The 18,790-nt window shown below is 42.4% G+C and carries 14 protein-coding genes; 9 read left to right on the top strand and 5 right to left on the bottom strand.

From position 1 onward, the window contains the following. Window positions 1–49 precede the first annotated feature (49 nt). The 3 genes from WDV75_RS16195 to WDV75_RS16185 all read left to right on the top strand — a co-directional run bounded on the left by WDV75_RS16195 (window position 50) and on the right by WDV75_RS16185 (window position 3,102). Complete coding sequence (locus WDV75_RS16195) at window positions 50–1,129, top strand: UDP-glucose--hexose-1-phosphate uridylyltransferase (RefSeq protein WP_273570396.1); 1,080 nt, start codon at window positions 50–52, stop codon at window positions 1,127–1,129. 33 nt (window positions 1,130–1,162) lie between these two features. Further along, window positions 1,163–2,317 carry a galactokinase gene (gene galK, locus WDV75_RS16190; protein WP_273570397.1) on the top strand — a complete coding sequence of 385 codons (1,155 nt, stop codon included), beginning with the start codon at window positions 1,163–1,165 and terminating at the stop codon, window positions 2,315–2,317. A gap of 83 nt (window positions 2,318–2,400) precedes the next feature. Further along, the gene (locus tag WDV75_RS16185; protein ID WP_273570398.1) at window positions 2,401–3,102 is read left to right on the top strand and encodes an O-methyltransferase; all 702 of its coding nucleotides are present in this window, start codon (window positions 2,401–2,403) and stop codon (window positions 3,100–3,102) included. A gap of 7 nt (window positions 3,103–3,109) precedes the next feature. Here WDV75_RS16185 and WDV75_RS16180 read toward each other — a convergent pair whose 3' ends face one another. Continuing rightward, window positions 3,110–3,577 (bottom strand): membrane-associated Zn-dependent protease 1, encoded by a 468-nt coding sequence (locus WDV75_RS16180; RefSeq protein WP_273570399.1) that lies wholly within the window; start codon window positions 3,575–3,577, stop codon window positions 3,110–3,112. 32 nt (window positions 3,578–3,609) lie between these two features. After that, window positions 3,610–4,482: a lipase family protein gene (locus WDV75_RS16175; protein WP_273570400.1), complete on the bottom strand. Its 873-nt coding sequence runs from the start codon at window positions 4,480–4,482 to the stop codon at window positions 3,610–3,612. A gap of 482 nt (window positions 4,483–4,964) precedes the next feature. On the opposite strand from WDV75_RS16175, the gene WDV75_RS16170 reads away from it, so the two are divergent. The 3 genes from WDV75_RS16170 to def all read left to right on the top strand — a co-directional run bounded on the left by WDV75_RS16170 (window position 4,965) and on the right by def (window position 8,584). After that, the gene (locus WDV75_RS16170; RefSeq protein ID WP_273570401.1) at window positions 4,965–6,335 is read left to right on the top strand and encodes a cystathionine beta-synthase; all 1,371 of its coding nucleotides are present in this window, start codon (window positions 4,965–4,967) and stop codon (window positions 6,333–6,335) included. A gap of 21 nt (window positions 6,336–6,356) precedes the next feature. After that, window positions 6,357–7,526, top strand: coding sequence for a trans-sulfuration enzyme family protein (locus tag WDV75_RS16165; RefSeq protein ID WP_273570402.1), 1,170 nt, complete (start codon window positions 6,357–6,359; stop codon window positions 7,524–7,526). 542 nt (window positions 7,527–8,068) lie between these two features. Further along, a complete protein-coding gene (def, locus tag WDV75_RS16160; RefSeq protein ID WP_273570403.1) occupies window positions 8,069–8,584 on the top strand; it encodes a peptide deformylase in 516 nt (171 codons plus the stop codon). A 269-nt stretch (window positions 8,585–8,853) separates the two neighbouring features. Here the strand turns inward: def and mutH are convergent, their stop codons facing one another. From mutH to leuA, 3 genes are all read right to left on the bottom strand, one after another. Next, complete coding sequence (gene mutH / locus WDV75_RS16155; RefSeq protein WP_273570404.1) at window positions 8,854–9,534, bottom strand: DNA mismatch repair endonuclease MutH; 681 nt, start codon at window positions 9,532–9,534, stop codon at window positions 8,854–8,856. 766 nt (window positions 9,535–10,300) lie between these two features. After that, window positions 10,301–11,440 (bottom strand): 3-isopropylmalate dehydrogenase, encoded by a 1,140-nt coding sequence (leuB, locus tag WDV75_RS16150; protein ID WP_273570405.1) that lies wholly within the window; start codon window positions 11,438–11,440, stop codon window positions 10,301–10,303. 2 nt (window positions 11,441–11,442) lie between these two features. Then, window positions 11,443–13,047: a 2-isopropylmalate synthase gene (gene leuA / locus WDV75_RS16145; protein WP_273570406.1), complete on the bottom strand. Its 1,605-nt coding sequence runs from the start codon at window positions 13,045–13,047 to the stop codon at window positions 11,443–11,445. Window positions 13,048–13,917: 870 nt separating this feature from the next. On the opposite strand from leuA, the gene leuO reads away from it, so the two are divergent. From leuO to ilvI, 3 genes are all read left to right on the top strand, one after another. Beyond that, on the top strand, window positions 13,918–14,865 hold the full coding sequence (gene leuO, locus WDV75_RS16140; protein WP_273570407.1) for a transcriptional regulator LeuO: 948 nt from the start codon (window positions 13,918–13,920) through the stop codon (window positions 14,863–14,865). 199 nt (window positions 14,866–15,064) lie between these two features. After that, window positions 15,065–16,864, top strand: coding sequence for an AMP-dependent synthetase/ligase (locus WDV75_RS16135; protein WP_420497534.1), 1,800 nt, complete (start codon window positions 15,065–15,067; stop codon window positions 16,862–16,864). 198 nt (window positions 16,865–17,062) lie between these two features. Next, window positions 17,063–18,790, top strand: coding sequence for an acetolactate synthase 3 large subunit (gene ilvI / locus WDV75_RS16130; RefSeq protein ID WP_273570409.1), 1,728 nt, complete (start codon window positions 17,063–17,065; stop codon window positions 18,788–18,790).

The following is an 18,790-nucleotide window of genomic DNA, read 5'->3' as shown; positions in this document are numbered from 1 at the left end:
CGTTTGGCTTTCTGTAAGGTGTGTGTGGTGAAAGTAAGGGGTATCCAATATGCCAAAGATACGATTCAATACTGTTGATTTTCCACACAGGCGATACAATCCTTTGACGGATAAATGGATTATTGTTTCACCACACCGAACAGAACGACCGTGGAGCGGAATTGATGAAAAACCTCTCCACGTCGCCTTGCCAAGTTACGATGAACACTGTTTTTTATGTCCGAACAATACCCGCGCTTCAGGTAATATCAATCCAGATTATCAGGACGTCTATCTATTCCAGAATGATTATTCTGCCTTGTTACCGGAACGCTTTGATATTCATCCTACCGATAACCCATTATTTAAAATTGAGCCAGTAAGGGGTGTTTGTCGGGTACTCTGTTTTTCTCCTGATCACAGCAAGACATTACCAGAGCTACCATTGGAGCAAATCCGCCGTGTCATTGATGCATGGAATGCGCAGATTGAAGAATTGAGCCAGCGTTATATTTGGATTCAGGTTTTTGAGAATAAAGGCGAAATGATGGGGTGTTCCCAGCCTCATCCTCATGGGCAGATTTGGGCCAGTGATTTCCTGCCTGATGAGCTGGCTCGTAAAGATGAACGGTTGCGGCAATATTATTGCCAGCAAGGAACTAACTTATTGATGGATTATATCGATGCTGAGCGCAAAGATGGTGCACGTACGGTCGTGGAAACCGAATATTGGCTTGCGGTTGTACCTTATTGGGCGGTATGGCCATTTGAAACTATGCTGTTGCCGAAAAGTCATATCCGTCGCATGAATGAACTGACAGAGGCACAACGTGATGACCTGGCGGTGGCGATTAAAAAATTGACCAGTCGCTATGATAATCTGTTTCAATGCGCTTTTCCCTATTCAATGGGCTGGCATTTTGCGCCCTTCTTCGAGCATCAACGCGATACCAATCTTAAATCACAAAAACACAATATTGATCACTGGCAATTACATGCACTGTTTTATCCGCCGTTATTACGGTCATCCAGCGTCCGTAAGTTTATGGTGGGTTATGAAATGTTGGCGGAAGCTCAGCGTGATTTGACGCCAGAACAGGCCGCCCAGCGGTTACGGAATGTCAGCGACATTCATTTTAAGGTACGCTGATTTCCGTTAAGAAACGTTTCTGGGGGAAAAGAGATGAAAACGTTAATCCAAAACGTCACTGAATCTTTTAATGCGTACTTTAACTCTTCTCCAACGCATTTTTTTCAGGCACCGGGGCGTGTGAATCTTATCGGGGAGCATACGGATTACAACGGTGGTTTAGTTTTGCCTTGCGCAATTAATTTTCAGACAGTGGTTGCCGCCGCGAAGCGTGGAGATAAGCGTGTCAGGGTGATAGCGGTTGATTATCATAATCAGTGTGATGAATTTGATCTTGGCCAGCCAATTCTCTTTCTGCCAGAAAAAATGTGGGCAAATTACATCCGCGGTGTGATGAATGCTCTGGTGGCGAGTGGTTATGCATTTGGAGGAATGGATCTTGCTATTAGTGGCAATATTCCACAAGGTGCGGGTTTGAGTTCATCTGCGGCATTGGAAGTCGTGGTTGGACAAGCCATTAAAGTGCTTTATCAGCTTGATATTAGTCCCAAAAAGATTGCATTGAGTGGGCAGCAAGCAGAAAACCAGTTTGTTGGTTGCAATTCTGGCATCATGGATCAGTTAATCTCTGCTTGTGGGAAAGAAAATCACGCCTTGTTGATCGACTGCTTCACGTTGGCTACGCAATCTGTACGTATGCCTGATAACGTGGTTGTGATGATCATCAATTCCAATAAACCACGGGGGTTGGTGGATAGCGAATACAATATGCGCAGGCAGCAATGTGAAGAAGCCGCCCATTTGTTGGGCGTGAACATGTTGTGTGATATCACGCTTGAGGAGTTCAATACTAAACAAGCGTTGCTCGATACATTGCTTGTCAAACGGGCCCGCCATGTGATCAGTGAAAATTTGCGGACTAAATTGGCGGCTGATGCTTTGAGTGCTGGTGATTTATTTCGTCTTGGTCAGCTGATGGCTGCATCGCATATTTCCATGCGTGATGATTTTGAAATTACTGTCCGTGAAATAGATGTGCTGGTGGAAATAGTCAAAGACGTGATTGGCGATCATGGTGGTGTCCGTATGACGGGAGGCGGTTTTGGCGGTTGTGTGGTGGCGTTGGTTCCCCCTGATTTGGTGAAAAATGTGGAAAAGATGATTGAGCAACAATACAAGACTAAAACAGGTTTAAAAGCGGATATTTATCTTTGTCAGGCCACAAAAGGTGCCAGCCAATTGGAATAAGCACAAGACGGCGCGTCGAAAACATTTTTTCTAAATGATATGCTCATCCAATACCTAACCTTAACAATGAAAGGAGTATGATCATGAGTTCAGATGCACAGCTAGCAGTACTCCAGCAACAGTGGACAGAAGTTGACGACTACCTTAAACAAACCCTGTTACCTCAATCCTCACACCTTGAACAAACACTTGAACATATGTCCGCTCAAGGATTGCCAGCTATTAATGTTTCTGCGCTGCAAGGGCAATTTTTGATGATGATGGTACAAATTAGTGGTGCAAGACGTATTCTCGAAATTGGCACGTTGGGAGGATATAGCGCCCAATACATGGCAAAAGGATTGCCTGATGATGGATTACTGTTCACGTTGGAAAAAGATCCCCATGTAGCCGAGGTGGCTCAGCACAATATCGAAAGCGCACAGCTTGCCGACAAAATCAAAATTATTGTGGGCGAGGCCAGTGAAACCTTACAGACGCTCAGTTCGGAAGCGCCCTTTGATTTGATTTTTATTGATGCCGATAAACAAAGTAGTCCGTTGTACCTGGATTGGGCTGTCAAGTTGGGGCGTCCGGGAAGCATTATCATCATGGACAATGCCATCCGCGAAGGTGCAATTATACATGAGCAGCGGAGTGAAGCTGTCGAAGGTGTGCGTCAGGCACTGGATAGAATGTCCAACTATCCTGAACTGACGGTAACGGCTTTACAGACTGTAGGGGAAAAAGGTTGGGACGGGTTCGCATTATTACGGATCAATGCGGATAGAGAAATTTCACAATAGTTTTTTATCACCCCCGTTGAGTTGCTGGTTGATTGGCAGAGATTGGTGTTCGGGCTGACTGACAAGCTTTGCGCTCACTGGATTCGCGCTCTTGAATAATTTTGGCTGTTTCATCTATGGCGGGGAGAGGAAAGCCCATATCGTCATAGGCACCAAAACCAATTAAACGATAACTGCTTAGCGGGGTATTTATTGGAACGCGAAATTCCCTCTTTTCCCCCGATGCCAATGGCTCAAATGGGTATACGGTTAGTGTACCTGGCTCACATTTTGCGTTAAGGGGTAAAATAGCCAGATAACCTCCCGCCACAGGTTGGTCGCCTTTATTTTGCAGTGTACCACCTACCAAAAATTGACCATTGGCTCCCAGCCCCATGTGGAATAACAAGTGAGCCTCCCCTTTTGACCATAATGCCGGGGAAAACAGGCTGCTTGCCATTAATATTGCACCGTATGTATAACCACGCCATTTCATCTTTATGCTCCTGTTTGTTGATGAGTTCCTAACTATAAATTAATACAAGAATCGATATCACCGTATTTTGTCACTCTTTTGAATACGTCCAAATCTAATCTGGCAATGTAGTTGATTAAATAGTGGCTACATAACGGTCCCGCTGAAATAGCTAAATTGGTTTGAGGTGTAAATTCGTTGATAGAGTCCAGTGAAGCATATCCCAGGATTTTAGGAGGCAGATGCGGTATGACGTCATCGATATAGTTGAACACCGCAAAATTGCTAAAGTTTTGGGTAACCAGTCTGGAGAATTCTCGGTTTCCAGGCCTTGGGCAGGCAAATAAACAGGCTGAGTGATTGGGGGCCATAGGGCCAATTTCATACATCAGATAGGACGCAATTGCGGCCCCCAGGCTGTGACCGGCTATAGTGAATTGACTATTTATTCCTATAAATTGAGCAATCGCTTCAGCTAAGTTGAGATTGCTGTAATCACGGTGAGATTCAGGCTCAATGGTAATCAGCTTCATTGAATCATAGACACTAAAAAAACCCTGGCTAACTGCTATCTTGGGGAAACGGGGCCACGGTGATGTAAAATCAATCAGCCCATCATGAACATCTTCCAGCAAAATGGTGGGATCAGTCCCACGTATAGCAATAATATATCTCTCTGGAGAATTATTTTTTTCTGCCACTTTTTTTGCTACATAACCATAACAAACATGATCAGGCCATTCGCCTTTTCTGGACGTGACTGAAAAAGACAGATCATTTGCGGAGATATATGCGATAACTTTCCAGCCATCTTCTTCAATTCGCGGATCGGCTGGGGGCGTTGGATTATTGTAGTATTGTTCATTCATCTTCGCAGCATATAACACGAATGCCGCAAAATTGGCGGCCTCTTTGTATGTATACATAGATGCCTCTTTTGTTCGTTGTTGTTGAGGAGATTAGTTATGAGATGGTTATCTTATTTCATTCAAGTGTCTGCCATTTTACCGAATTTTCTGAGTTAAGGAATATACGTATTAAACTTCAAGTGACAATTTACAACACGCTATGAAACCTGATTTCTCCTTCGTTTCTTGGGGGAGAAAACACACGCATCTTGAAGTTAGATTGGTATATACAGATTGATTGATGTCTTGTTGAGATTGTAATGAAGTGATTATTGTGAGGTGCATTTTCATAAAGTTCCTATTATTAGGATTTATTTATTATTAAATGATAAAAAATAATGAATTGTAGAAGTGTTTTAATTTATCAATATCGAATTAATTAATTCCCTTTTGTTATATGTAGTTTTCATTTGTTCTTTCAAATTGATTACCATGCAGCGTTATTCTTTCCCAATCTGAAAGTTTTATTTGCAAATTTTACCGATTAGCAAGAGGCAAATATGGCAGCACCACGTTCTGTTCTTGAACTTATAGGGAATACACCGCTATTGGAATTGACTCATCTGGATACAGGTCCATGCCAGCTATTCATTAAGTTAGAGAATCAGAATCCTGGCGGTTCGATTAAAGATCGTGTTGCACTTTCAATGATTGAGCAGGCAGAAAAACAGGGATTGTTGCAGCCAGGAGGCACCATCATTGAAGCCACAGCAGGTAATACGGGGATTGGGTTGGCATTGGTTGCCGCCATGAAGGGCTATAAACTGATTTTAGTTGTACCTGATAAGATGAGTCGCGAAAAAATTTATCACCTGCGGGCGCTGGGAACGGAGGTTCGCCTGACACGCTCTGATGTCGGAAAAGGACATCCAGAATATTATCAGGATTACGCCTTGCGTCTGTCGAAAGAAATCAGCGGAGCTTATTATATTGATCAATTCAATAATCCTGCGAACTCAGCTGCGCATCTTGTGACCACAGGGCCAGAGATTTGGCAACAAATGGAGCAGAATGTTGATGCCGTGGTTGTTGGTGTCGGTTCTGGCGGGACTTTGGGGGGCTTGAGCCAGTATTTTAAGGAAATCTCCCCTCATACGGAATTTATCCTCGCAGATCCTAAAGGTTCCATTCTTGCCGATTATGTTGAGTATGGTCACTATGACGAAGCCGGAAGTTGGTTCGTGGAAGGTATTGGAGAAGATTTTGTCCCACCCCTTGGGGATTTTTCTCAGGTTCACCACGCTTATCGCATTACTGATGCAGAAGCGTTTGCCTGCGCCCGCGATTTACTATTGACCGAAGGGATCCTCGCAGGCTCTTCTTCAGGCACATTGTTAGCGGCGGCGTTACGTTATTGCCGTGCACAGACAACACCGAAACGCGTCGTGACGTTAGCTTGTGACAGCGGTAACAAATATCTGTCGAAGATGTTTAATGATTACTGGTTATTGGAACAAGGGCTGCGTTCACAACCACAAGAAAATAATTTGAGTGATTATATTACCTATCGTTATCAGGATGGCGCGACGATTTCAGTTTCCCCGCACGATACCTTGCAGATCGCTTATAACCGAATGCGTCTGTATGACATTTCACAGTTACCCGTGATCGAAAACGATCAAATTGTTGGGCTTATTGATGAGTGGGATCTCATGCATGCCATTCAGGCTAATTCACATCATTTCTCGCTGCCTGTTATTGAAGCGATGACCAATCAGATTCATACGCTCAATAAAAAAGCGTCATTGACGCAGTTAATTGCTACCTTTGATGCTGGTCATGTGGCCCTGATTGTTGATGATGACAATCATTTCCTGGGGCTTGTTACTCGTACCGATGTATTGAACGCATGGCGTCAACAACTCAATTGATCTCTTTTCAGGAATAAATTAATGGCTAAGTTTGCTAAGATTAAATTTGATACACAAAGCGTTCATGCAGGTTATATACCTGATCACACGGGGGCAGTCATGCCCGCAATCTATGCCACATCAACTTATGCTCAGCCAGCACCTGGTCAGCATACGGGATATGAATATTCCCGTAGTGGAAACCCGACACGTGATGCCTTAGAGCGTGCGATTGCTGAATTAGAGAATGGTACACGTGGCTATGCATTCGGTTCTGGTCTGGCAGCCAGTTCGACCATTCTGGAGCTACTTGATAAAGACAGCCACATCATTGCGGTAGACGATCTCTATGGTGGGACTTACCGCTTGTTGGAAAAAGTGCGCCGCCGGACAGCAGGTCTGAGAGTGACTTATATTGAGGCAGGGGATACTGCGGCACTGGAAGCGGCAATTCAGTCCGACACTAAAATGATTTGGGTGGAGACGCCTACCAATCCACTCTTGAAATTGGCTGATTTAGCGGCGATTGCACAGATTGCCAAGCGGCATAATATTATCAGTGTGGCAGATAACACTTTTGCTTCCCCTTATATTCAGCGTCCGCTTGATTTGGGTTTTGATATTGTTGTGCATTCTGCAACTAAGTATTTGAATGGACACTCTGATGTTGTCGCTGGCCTTGCGGTGGTGGGAAATAATACAGAGTTGGCCGAGCAAGTTGCCTTCTTGCAAAATTCCATCGGCGGCATTCTTGATCCGTTCAGCAGTTTCCTTGTCCTGCGTGGTATTCGGACACTGGCACTGCGTATGGAGCGCCATATTGACAGCGCAGGGAAGATTGCACATTGGCTTGAACAACAGCCACAAGTTGAGAAAGTCTATTATCCTGGCCTTGCTTCTCATCCTCAGCATGAATTGGCAAAACGTCAGATGCGAGGTTTTGGTGGCATGATCTCCATCGTGCTGAAAGGGGATGAAGATTATGCGCGTCGAGTCATTAAAGCGCTGCACCTGTTTACATTGGCGGAAAGTTTAGGTGGCGTGGAAAGCTTGATTGGTCAGCCATTTTCCATGACTCACGCTTCCATTCCGTTGGAGAAGCGTCTGGCTGCCGGAATTACCCCACAACTGATCAGGATTTCTGTCGGTATTGAAAATGCAGATGATTTGATAACGGATTTGTCTCAGGCATTTGAACATGCGAGTTTGTAATAAGAAAATAAAACAAGAATACTAGTTTAATCAAAAAATTAAGATAACCAAAGAATGATGCCAGGCGATATTTTTCGTTTGGCATTTTTATTAATATTATTTTTGGGTTTATTTTCCCATTCTACAATGGGAATCTATACACGTTACCTTTCAAGTCATTATAAGACAACATAACTCATTATTTCTCCCCGCTTCGCGGGGAGAAATAATATGCATCTTGAAGTGAGATGGGTATATGCAGTAGATTTTAAGGTGCAATGCAATTAATAAAGTAGCAATTTGAGAAATAAAAAGGTATATATCAATCTAACTTCAAGATGGGTGTGATATCTCCCCGCGAAAGCGGGGGAGATATCAGGTTTCATATCGTGTTGTAAATTGCAAGTTGAAGTTTAATGCATATATACCAATCGTCTTTCAAGATGCGTCTTATATCTTCCCACGTAGTGGGAGATATAAACAACACATTGATTTTTAAGCTGCAACTTGAAGTTGGATTGGTATAGTAATAATGGCAAAAGTCACAACAAAGGAAATACATTATGGCAATTCTAGATATCCTCACAATTCCAGATGAAAGATTGAGACAAAAATGTGTTGATGTCACTGATTTTGATAAAGTTCAAACGCTAATTGATGACATGCTGGAGACAATGTACAGCGCAGGCATAGGCTTGGCAGCTGCACAGGTTGGTCGGAGAGAAGCGATTGCAGTCATTGATATTTCTTCAAATCGTGATCAGCCCATGGTTTTGGTTAACCCGAAGATCGTTGAAAAAGAGCGTCGCGTGGTGAATCAGGAAGGTTGTCTGTCGATACCTGGGTATTACGCAGATGTTGAACGGTTTGAAAAAATAAAGGTAGAAGCATTTGATCGGTTTGGTAAGCCAATTACGATAGAAAGTGAAGATTTTTTATCAATTGTTATGCAGCATGAAATTGACCATTTACATGGCATTGTTTTTACCGATTATCTGTCCCCATTGGAAAGGGAAATGGCATTGAAGAAAGTGAAAAATAAGTTAAGTAATAAGGAAAATGAGATATTGAGTAAATAAAGATATTATAAATTATTTTTTAATATTGCAATTTTATATATTATTGGGGTTCCCTTAATAAGTGTACATAAAAAAGCTTAAAATTATTCTACATCAAAATGATAGCTGGCAGCTATTCATGCTATTTGTAAGGTGTGAAAGGTAAAAGACATATTTAATGATACTATACCAATCGCCTTTCAAGATGCGTTTTATATCTCCCCGCGAAGCGGGGATAAATCAGGTTTCATATTGTGTTGTAAATTGTAACCTGAAGTTTAATGCGAGGGTTACCAGAAAAAATGGCGAGCCAATAACGGTGCTGTAAAGTTTTTTTTCAAATAAAAACCTCTGGGTAACGTCATAATTGGCTGGCCATATTCTCCTATCGCTTCGGTCAATGCGCGGCTATTGGCAGCTTTGGGGCGCAATTGCAGTACTTCACCATGACGGGCAGTAATGCTTTCGACTTTTCCTAATACAATAAGATCCATCAGTTCTTCCCAATCGCGTCGCAACAACTCTTCTTCAATCACATTCGGGCTCCAAAGTAACGGAGAGCCTACACGGCGTTCAGATAATGGAATATTTCTTTCTCCCTCAACGGGTATCCACAGGACGCGGGATAACTTACGCCTGACGTGGCAGTTTTCCCAGGTAATGCCGCTATTACCTGTTAAAGGAGCAACACAGACAAAGGTTGTTTCTAATGGATAACCTTTGCTATCCACAGGGATAGTTTTCAACTCGACACCAATATGTTCAAAATCCTGCTCAGGTTTACTGCCCGCATTTGCGCCTAAATAGTATTCAAGCAACATACCGACCCAACCTTTATCACGTTTTAAATTGGGGGGAATGGAGAGCCTGGCTTGCGCAGCCAGTTCACCCATAGATAAGCCAGCCAGAGAATAGGCACGATTGAAGAGTTGTTGTTCGTTTTCAGGCGGTGTTGGGGGCGTAAAGTACATGTTATAGAATATATTTTTTTCTGGTTAAAAAATGTTCATGTGAATTTTGGGGAATCATTATGAATTTATCGTTAACAAGATCACTTTGATAATAGCATGATATACAAGATCTTTTCATCGCTGTTTGCTGCATTAAAAATAGACTCATTATGATTGTTCACCTATTCCCAGTGATAATAAACAGGATCTTACACCATGTTATCCACAGATTTATGGGATAAGTGATAAAAAGTGAGATCACTGGTTTGATTTACAGCGCTAATGAATGATGTTTTCTACAAAAATAGGCGATTTTTGTTTAACTAAAAGGCATATCCTGTGGATAAATTCATCGATGGCTAATATTTGCTCAGAGCAAGGGAAGGCAAAAATTTTCATCAGTGATATGTAACGTTAAAAGGGGTATAAAATGCATTAACATGATGAAAAACAATGGATATTTATTTACGCTTATAGCGAGTGTAAAAATATGTAATAAAAGTATACCCGTTTTACCCCGTTCTTTTTCACATACATATCCACAGAAAAAGTGAATAAAATGGTTCTGGCCAGACAATAAATGTTTATAACTTTAGCTTTTCCTGTGAATTAACCCTCTGGAGGCGTAATCCACGCAGATTTAAAATCAAACCAGACAAAAGTGTTCATTTTTACTCCACTTATGCTCATTTACCTCTGATTTTTTCGAGTCATGGTATTTTTACCAGCCAGTAAGCTATCTTACTGGCCTTTTTTAATGCCTGTATTTCTCTTTGGTTAGGTTCTCCTAAACTTCTTCGGTGATATAGCGTGCAATGATATCGCCCATTGCATCGGTGCTGACCGCTTTGTCATTGCCCGCCAGATCTGCGGTACGATAACCTTGTTCCAAAGCATGGTTGATTGCCCGTTCAATAGCATCAGCGGCATCAAAGTGGCCAATGCTGTAACGCAGCAACAGTGCTGTGGATAATATTTGGGCAATTGGGTTGGCGATATTTTTACCCGCAATGTCAGGAGCTGAACCGCCAGCAGGTTCATATAAGCCAAAACCTTTTTCATTCAGGCTGGCAGAAGGCAGCATTCCCATTGAACCTGTGATCATAGCGCACTCATCGGATAAAATATCGCCAAAAATATTAGAGCATAATAGAACGTCAAATTGAGCGGGATTTTTAATCAGCTGCATAGTGGCGTTATCGATATACATGTGCTCGATTGTCACGTCAGGATAATCTTTGGCGATTTTGCTAACAACTTCACGCCATAACACGGAGCTTTGCAAAACATTCGCTTTATCAATTGAAGTGACTTTATGGCGGCGCTTGCGCGCAGATTCAAATGCAATACGCGCGATCCGTTCTATTTCGAAACGATGATAAATCTCCGTGTCAAAAGCCCGCTCATATTTTCCTTCACCTTCACGCCCCTTGGGTTGTCCAAAATAAATTCCACCTGTCAGCTCACGGACGCATAAAATATCAAAGCCTTTGGCGGCGATATCATGGCGAAGGGGACAGAATGATTCTAAGCCTGCATATAAGCGTGCCGGACGTAAGTTGCTGAATAATTTAAAATACTTTCGCAATGGCAATAATGCCCCTCGTTCGGGTTGTTCGGCGGGTGGCAGATGTTCCCATTTTGGGCCACCGACAGAGCCAAATAGGATCGCGTCAGCTTTTTCACAGCCAGTCATCGTTTCTTGAGGTAAAGGGGTGCCATGACGATCAATGGCAATCCCTCCCACATCATATTCGCTGGTTGTGATACGGATATTAAAACGATGACGGATGGCATCTAACACTTTGTAGGCTTGCTTCATAACTTCAGGGCCAATGCCATCACCAGGCAAAACAGCAATGTGGTAATGCTTAGTTTCTTGCTTGCCTTGAGTCGCGTCATTTGAAATAGATTGGCTTGAAGTCATGATTATGCAGTTTCCTTTTTGTTGTTCTGGTGATTGTTTTGAATATTGCTGTCTTGGTTACAGTTTTGGGAGATGCGTTGCTTCTCTTTTTCTACTTGTTCTGCCTGCCAGATATTGTTCAGAACATGGACCATCGCTTTGGCAGAGGATTCAATAATGTCAGTTTCCAAACCCATTCCGTGGAAACGGCGGCCAAAACATTCCACGATAATATCAACCTGACCAAGCGCATCTTTACCATGTCCCTTACCGGATAATTGATAGGAAATTAATTCCAGAGGGTAACCCGTAATGCGGTTGATGGCCTGATAGATAGCATCAACCGTACCATTGCCTGTTGAGGCTTCGGATTTGATTTCATTTCCGCAAGCCAGGCTAACGGTTGCAGTAGGTATGACATTGGAGCCTGACTGGATACTGAAATAATCCAGACGGAAATGTTCATGTTCTTGCTGTTGTTGGTTGATAAACACCAAGGCTTCCAAATCGTAATCAAACACCTGCCCTTTTTTATCTGCCAGTTTCAAGAATGCTTGATACAGTACATCCAGATTGTAATCACTCTCTTGATAGCCCATTTCTGTCATACGATGTTTCACCGCGGCACGTCCAGAACGTGAGGTCAGGTTCAACTGGGTATCTTTCAGGCCGATGGATTCTGGTGTCATGATTTCGTAAGTTTCACGATTTTTCAGCACCCCATCCTGATGAATGCCGGATGAATGGGAAAACGCATTACTGCCAACAACAGCTTTATGAGCGGGGATCGGTGTACTGCTAATTTGGCTCACTAACTGACTGGTACGGTAAATTTCTTGATGGTTGATATTGGTATGTACTCCCAACATTTGCTGGCGCGTTTTGATCGTCATGATCACTTCTTCCAGTGAGCAGTTACCTGCACGCTCTCCCAATCCATTAATCGTGCCTTCGATTTGACGGGCACCTTCCTGAATAGCTGTAATGGAGTTAGCGACGGACATGCCTAAGTCGTCGTGACAGTGGACAGAAATAATCGCTTTATCAATATTGGGTACGCGGTTAAATAATGTGCGTATAATACCGCCAAATTGGTAAGGGGTTGTGTAACCCACCGTGTCTGGAATGTTAACGGTGGTTGCACCCGCTTTGATGGCTTGCTCGACAATTTTGCACAAATTATCGATATCTGTACGGCCCGCATCTTCGCAAGAAAATTCAACATCATCGGTGTAGTTGCGTGCCCGTTTGATGGAGCGAACCGCCATTTCCACAACGTCATCAAAGGTTCTTTTTAATTTGTGTTCGACGTGCAAATTTGAGGTAGCGAGTACCATATGCAGGCGGAAGGCTTCAGCGACTTTCAGGGCTTCAGCGGCGACATCGATATCTTTGTCAACACAGCGGGATAAGGCACAAATACGGCTATTTTTGATTTCACGGGCGATGGTTTGAACTGATTCAAAATCTCCTGGAGAAGAAACTGGAAAACCAGCTTCAATAACATCAACTCCCAATCTTTCCAGTGCGTAAGCGATTTGCAGTTTCTCTTTCACACTCAGACTGGCTTGTAATGCTTGTTCTCCATCACGTAACGTTGTATCGAAAATAATAACTTGCTGGCTCATGTTGTGCTCCTGTTAAATCGATTAACTGGTTAATTTAGTTCTGTAACTGGGTTTATCTTTGAGCGCCGGCAGGTAAAAAAAAACCGCGCATGGCGCGGGTTTTTTGTGTCTGATGTAGGTTAACTTATCCTCTGTGTTCCACCCACCAACATACCACGCGCATGATTAAAGGCGATAATTAGTAGGCTTAGTAGAAGAATAGGGTGAATCATGTGAGCTAACCTTTGTAAATTTGTTAACTGAGTTTTAATTGTCAATGTATTTTATAGATACTTTATCTAAAAAGTAATGTCAAGCAGTATAAGCGTAAATTTAGTGTGAATTGTGCACATTTCTGGTTGTTTATTGCATCATTGTTGAGCTCAGTGACTATTTTTTACATTTTTAGCGATGTTTTTATCTATTTTTCATATCTATATATGGAGTAAAATCCTGCTCTGATGGATAAGGAACAAGGATAGATAGATGTTAACCACAGTGTCTTAGGTTAAGAAGTCATAACCATATAGAATATTAATAAATTATATTTTGATAGATTGAAATTTCATTATTGGCTCATTGTTTTTGATACAAATCATGAGTGTAAATTGAGTTACTGTCATTCATATATAACACGTTAATATTCATACCTATAAAAATATTACGGTTACGTAGATAAAAATGTATTGGTTATGCATATTTTATTTTTTTTTGTACAAGAATGAATCTCAATATATTTTCTAATGCATTGGGATAATTGCTCTTATTAATTTCCATATTTAATGAGAACACTGCTATACCAATCTAACTTCAAGATGCGTGTGATTTCATCGAGTGTTGTCAGTTGCAACTTGAAGTTTAATGCGTATATAAGTTTAGTGGAGTGAAATAATGACAGAATACAACTCAATAACGACAGAAAAAAAAGCATCATGTGATATTCAATTGCGTGGTGTCGATCTTAATTTGCTGACTGTTTTTGATACTGTGATGCAAATGCAGAATATTACACGTGCAGCCCAGGCATTGGGAATGTCACAACCGGCTGTCAGTAATGCTGTCGCTCGTTTGAAAACCATGTTTGGTGATGAATTATTTGTGCGTTATGGCCGAGGCATTCAGCCAACGGCGAGAGCAAAACAGCTTTTTGGGCCACTGAGACAGGCACTGCAAATTGTCCATAATGAACTCCCTGGAGTGGGATTTGATCCCAACAAAAGCACAAGAGTATTTCATCTCTCTATTTGTAGCCCTCTTGATATTCGTTTAGCTGCTCAAATTGTTGGACAGCTAAAAAAACATGATTCTAATATCGAAGTTGTTATTAAAACACAAATTAATGATGATATTGAGAAACAATTAAAATATCAGGAAATAGAATTTGTTATCAGCTACAATCAATTGGATTGTTCTGATTTTCATAATTACTCTCTGTTTAATGATGAACTGGTTTTGGCTGTATCTAAACATCATCCCAGAATTAGCGAGCGGATTACTCAGCAACAATTGCAGGAAGAAAGACATGCTATCGTTGCGTTGGATAATATAGATTCATTTAGTAAGATTTACTATGAAAATAATGAATTATCGCGTTCTGTTTCTTATCAGGGAACGGATTTAAATAGCGTTCTTAATATTGTTTCCCAGACTTATTTAGTTGCCATAGTACCAAAATGGATGGTTGATCATTACTCCGAACAGTTAAATATCTGTTCAGTTTCTTTGCCCAATGGTCCGATTTTTCGGCCTTGCTATTTGATATGGCATGGTGCAACAGAGCGGGATAAAGGCCATCAGTGGATGAAATCACTGTTAAGCCATCTTGGTGAGCAAGAATAGATCACGTTAAAGCAGAATAGATGAAATCAGAGTCTATCCCTATATTGCATATTGGGATAGCGCTCTCTCAAAAATGGACTTCCCCCTTCTAGTCGGAATAGGTAGACTGCACGAAAATAGCTAACATCTGTAAGCTGAAAAGTAGGTAATACACTTACTAAAGACGCTGAATGAAATATTTATACAGGAATATATTGTGATAACAGATCCTCTGCACGCCTATCACTTGGTTAATCGCTTGCAGCAACAATTCAATGAATATCCAGAAAAAATTGCCTTTCGGCAATGGTCACCATCAGAACGGTTGGAAATGAATTGGCAGCAGGTTGAATGCACAACAATATCTATGGCAAAAGCATTATTGTCATTGGGAATAGAAGTGCAGGGGAAAGTGGGTATTTTTGCGCAGAATTGTATGGCATGGTCATTGGTTGACTTAGCTATTCTTCATCTTCGGGCTGTGACAGTACCATTGTATGCGACTAATACGGGTGATCAGGCTGCATTTATTCTTAATGATGCAGGCGTACAGGTGTTATTTGTTGGCGGGCAGGAACAATATGACATTGCCATAACATTGCTAGAACTGTGTCCTAAGCTTGCTCATCTTATTGTTATGGATGAATCTGTTGACTTGAAAGGATGCCCGCAAGCATTGTATTTATCCGCTTTTATTGACAATGATTATTCGCAATATCAGGCAGAACTTCATCGCCGTATTGCGGATCAGGATTTGAATGACCTTTTCACGTTAATCTATACCTCTGGCACAACGGGAGAGCCAAAGGGAGTGATGCTGGATTACCGAAATATGGCGGCACAGCTCTATCTGCATGACCAGAGATTAACATTGACCAACCAGGATGTATCGCTCTGTTTTCTGCCGCTATCCCATATTTTTGAGCGGGCGTGGAGTTATTATGTCATGCACACAGGTGCTCTGAACGTCTATTTAACAGATACGAATCTTGTGCGTGAAGCCATGTCAGATGTGCGTCCGACGGTAATGTGTTCTGTTCCCCGTTTTTATGAAAAAGTGCATAGCGCGATCTTAGAAAAGGTTTCCCGTGCGTCTTTTTGGCGTAGGATGATTTTTAATTGGGCCTTGAAGCGGGGAGAAGAGCATTGGATGCGTCGGCAGAAGAACAAAAAAGGTTGTCCATTCACGCGCGGTAGTTATCAATTGGCTGACAGATTGGTGTTGAATAAGCTCCGTGGTCTTTTAGGGGGACGAGTACGTTTCTTGCCTGTGGCGGGAGCACGCCTTGACGATGCCATCACCCGTTTTTTTCTCTCCATCGGTCTGGATATCAAATATGGGTACGGCATGACAGAAACTTGTGCCACGGTGTCTTGCTGGGAAGAAAAAAATTATCTGTTAGGCTCAATTGGTACGCCATTGCCTGATGTTGATGTTCGCATTAGTGCGGAAGGGGAGATCCAAGTGCGTGGCCCTATTGTCATGAAAGGGTACTTCAATCGCCTGGAGGAAACTGTCCATGCCTTTACGGAAGATGGCTGGTTGCGGACAGGTGATGCCGGAAAGCTGGATGATAGTGGTAACCTGTTTATTACCGAGCGCCTGAAAGATTTAATGAAAACATCAACAGGAAAATATATTGCGCCGCAAATGATTGAAGGAACGCTAGGGCAGGATCGTTTTATTGAACATATTGCCGTTATTGCTGATGCCCGCCAATTCGTTTCTGCGCTGATCGTTCCCAGTTATGAAGCGCTGGAAGAATACGCGAAATCTATCAATCTCCATTATCGTGATCGTCTTGAGCTGCTGCGTAACCATCAGGTTGTCGAGCTGTTTGAGCGGCGATTAAAGGAAATGCAAAAGAATATTGTTAAATTCCATCAGGTTAAACGATTTATTCTTTTGCCGGAAACTTTTTCAATGGAAAAAGGTGAATTAACACCGACACTGAAATTACGCCGTAAAGTTATTGCTCAACGTTATCAGCGCGAAATTGAATCTATGTATCAGGATTAAAAATAAGCAAAAGTTCGGCTCTTCTTCAACGAATATTTTCAATATGTAAATTGTTGTTTGCTAACACGTGTATCTAACGTTATGTTAGTTAACTTAGCGTTATGGAATAAATAAGAAATGGAATAAATAAGGTAACTTTTTCGTTACCTTATGAAATTCCGACGATTAACTTGCAAACAGAGCCTGGAGGCAAACTCGATGGAGATGTTGTCAGGAGCCGAAATGGTTGTCAGATCGCTGATCGATCAGGGCGTTGAACACGTGTTCGGTTATCCGGGCGGGGCAGTTCTGGATATTTATGATGCCCTGCATACGATTGGGGGAATCGAACATATTTTAGTGCGTCATGAACAGGGTGCTGTTCATATGGCGGATGGTTATGCGCGTTGTACCGGAAACGTTGGAGTTGTTTTAGTCACCTCTGGGCCAGGGGCAACCAATGCTGTGACGGGCATTGCAACGGCGTACATGGATTCAATTCCTATGGTCGTGTTATCTGGTCAGGTTGCCAGTTCCCTGATAGGTAATGATGCTTTTCAGGAGTGCGATATGGTGGGAATTTCCCGCCCCATCGTGAAACACAGTTTTCTGGTAAAAAAAGCAGAAGATATCCCGGATACCATTAAAAAAGCTTTTTACCTGGCCGCAAGTGGTCGGCCAGGGCCTGTTGTTATCGATTTTCCCAAAGATACCGTTAATCCTGCATTGAAATTCCCGTATGTGTATCCTGAAAAAATTAACATGCGTTCTTATAACCCTACTGTTCAGGGACACAAAGGGCAAATTAAACGTGCATTGAAGACGTTGGCGGCAGCAAAAAAACCGGTGGTTTATGTCGGGGGTGGTGCCATAAATTCAGCCTGTACCACTGAACTGCTGAAGTTAGCTGAACATTTTCATATTCCGGTCGTCAGTACGTTGATGGGATTGGGCGCATTTCCTGCAACGCATCGCCAAAGTCTGGGAATGCTGGGAATGCATGGGACTTTTGAAGCGAATAAAGCGATGCACAACTCTGATGTCATTTTTGCCGTAGGTGTGCGTTTTGACGATCGAACAACCAATAATTTGGAAAAATATTGCCCGGAAGCAACCGTATTACACATTGATATTGATCCAACCTCAATTTCTAAAACGGTAACGGCGGATATCCCTATTGTTGGCGATGCTAAACAGGTACTTGGCCAGATGCTGGAATTATTGGATTCCATAGAAGATACCCAAGATCCTGATGCCCTGAAAGATTGGTGGCTTTCCATTGAACAGTGGCGCAGCCGCAAGTGCCTTGATTACGATCACACGACAGTAAAAATCAAGCCACAGGCTGTTATTGAAACCCTTTATCGTCTCACCAAAGGGGAAGCCTATATTGCGTCAGATGTTGGTCAACATCAGATGTTTGCGGCTTTGCATTATCCATTTGATAAACCGAGACATTGGATCAATTCCGGTGGTTTAGGAACGATGGGATTTGGTTTGCCTGCTGCGCTTGGAGTGAAGTTGGCAAAACCTGAAGCTACAGTCGTGTGTGTGACAGGGGATGGCAGTATTCAGATGAATATTCAGGAATTGTCTACTGCCCTGCAATATGGTTTGCCTGTTCTGGTACTGAATCTGAATAACCGTTTCTTGGGTATGGTGAAACAATGGCAGGATATGATATACGCGGGGCGTCATTCTCAATCCTACATGGAATCCCTGCCTGATTTCGTCAAATTGGCCGAGTCCTATGGGCATATTGGTATCCCCATCCAAACTTACGATGAGTTAGAGGCGAAACTCACCCAGGCACTGCATGAAGTGACTGAAAATCAACGCCTGGTTTTCGTGGATGTTACCGTTGATGAGACAGAGCATGTTTATCCAATGCAAATCCGAGGCGGAGCAATGGATGAAATGTGGTTAAGCAAAACAGAGAGGACCTGA

This window comes from Xenorhabdus griffiniae (assembly GCF_037265215.1).
Classification (GTDB): Bacteria; Pseudomonadota; Gammaproteobacteria; order Enterobacterales; family Enterobacteriaceae; genus Xenorhabdus; species Xenorhabdus griffiniae.
This window is presented reverse-complemented; position numbering and strand designations above follow the sequence as displayed.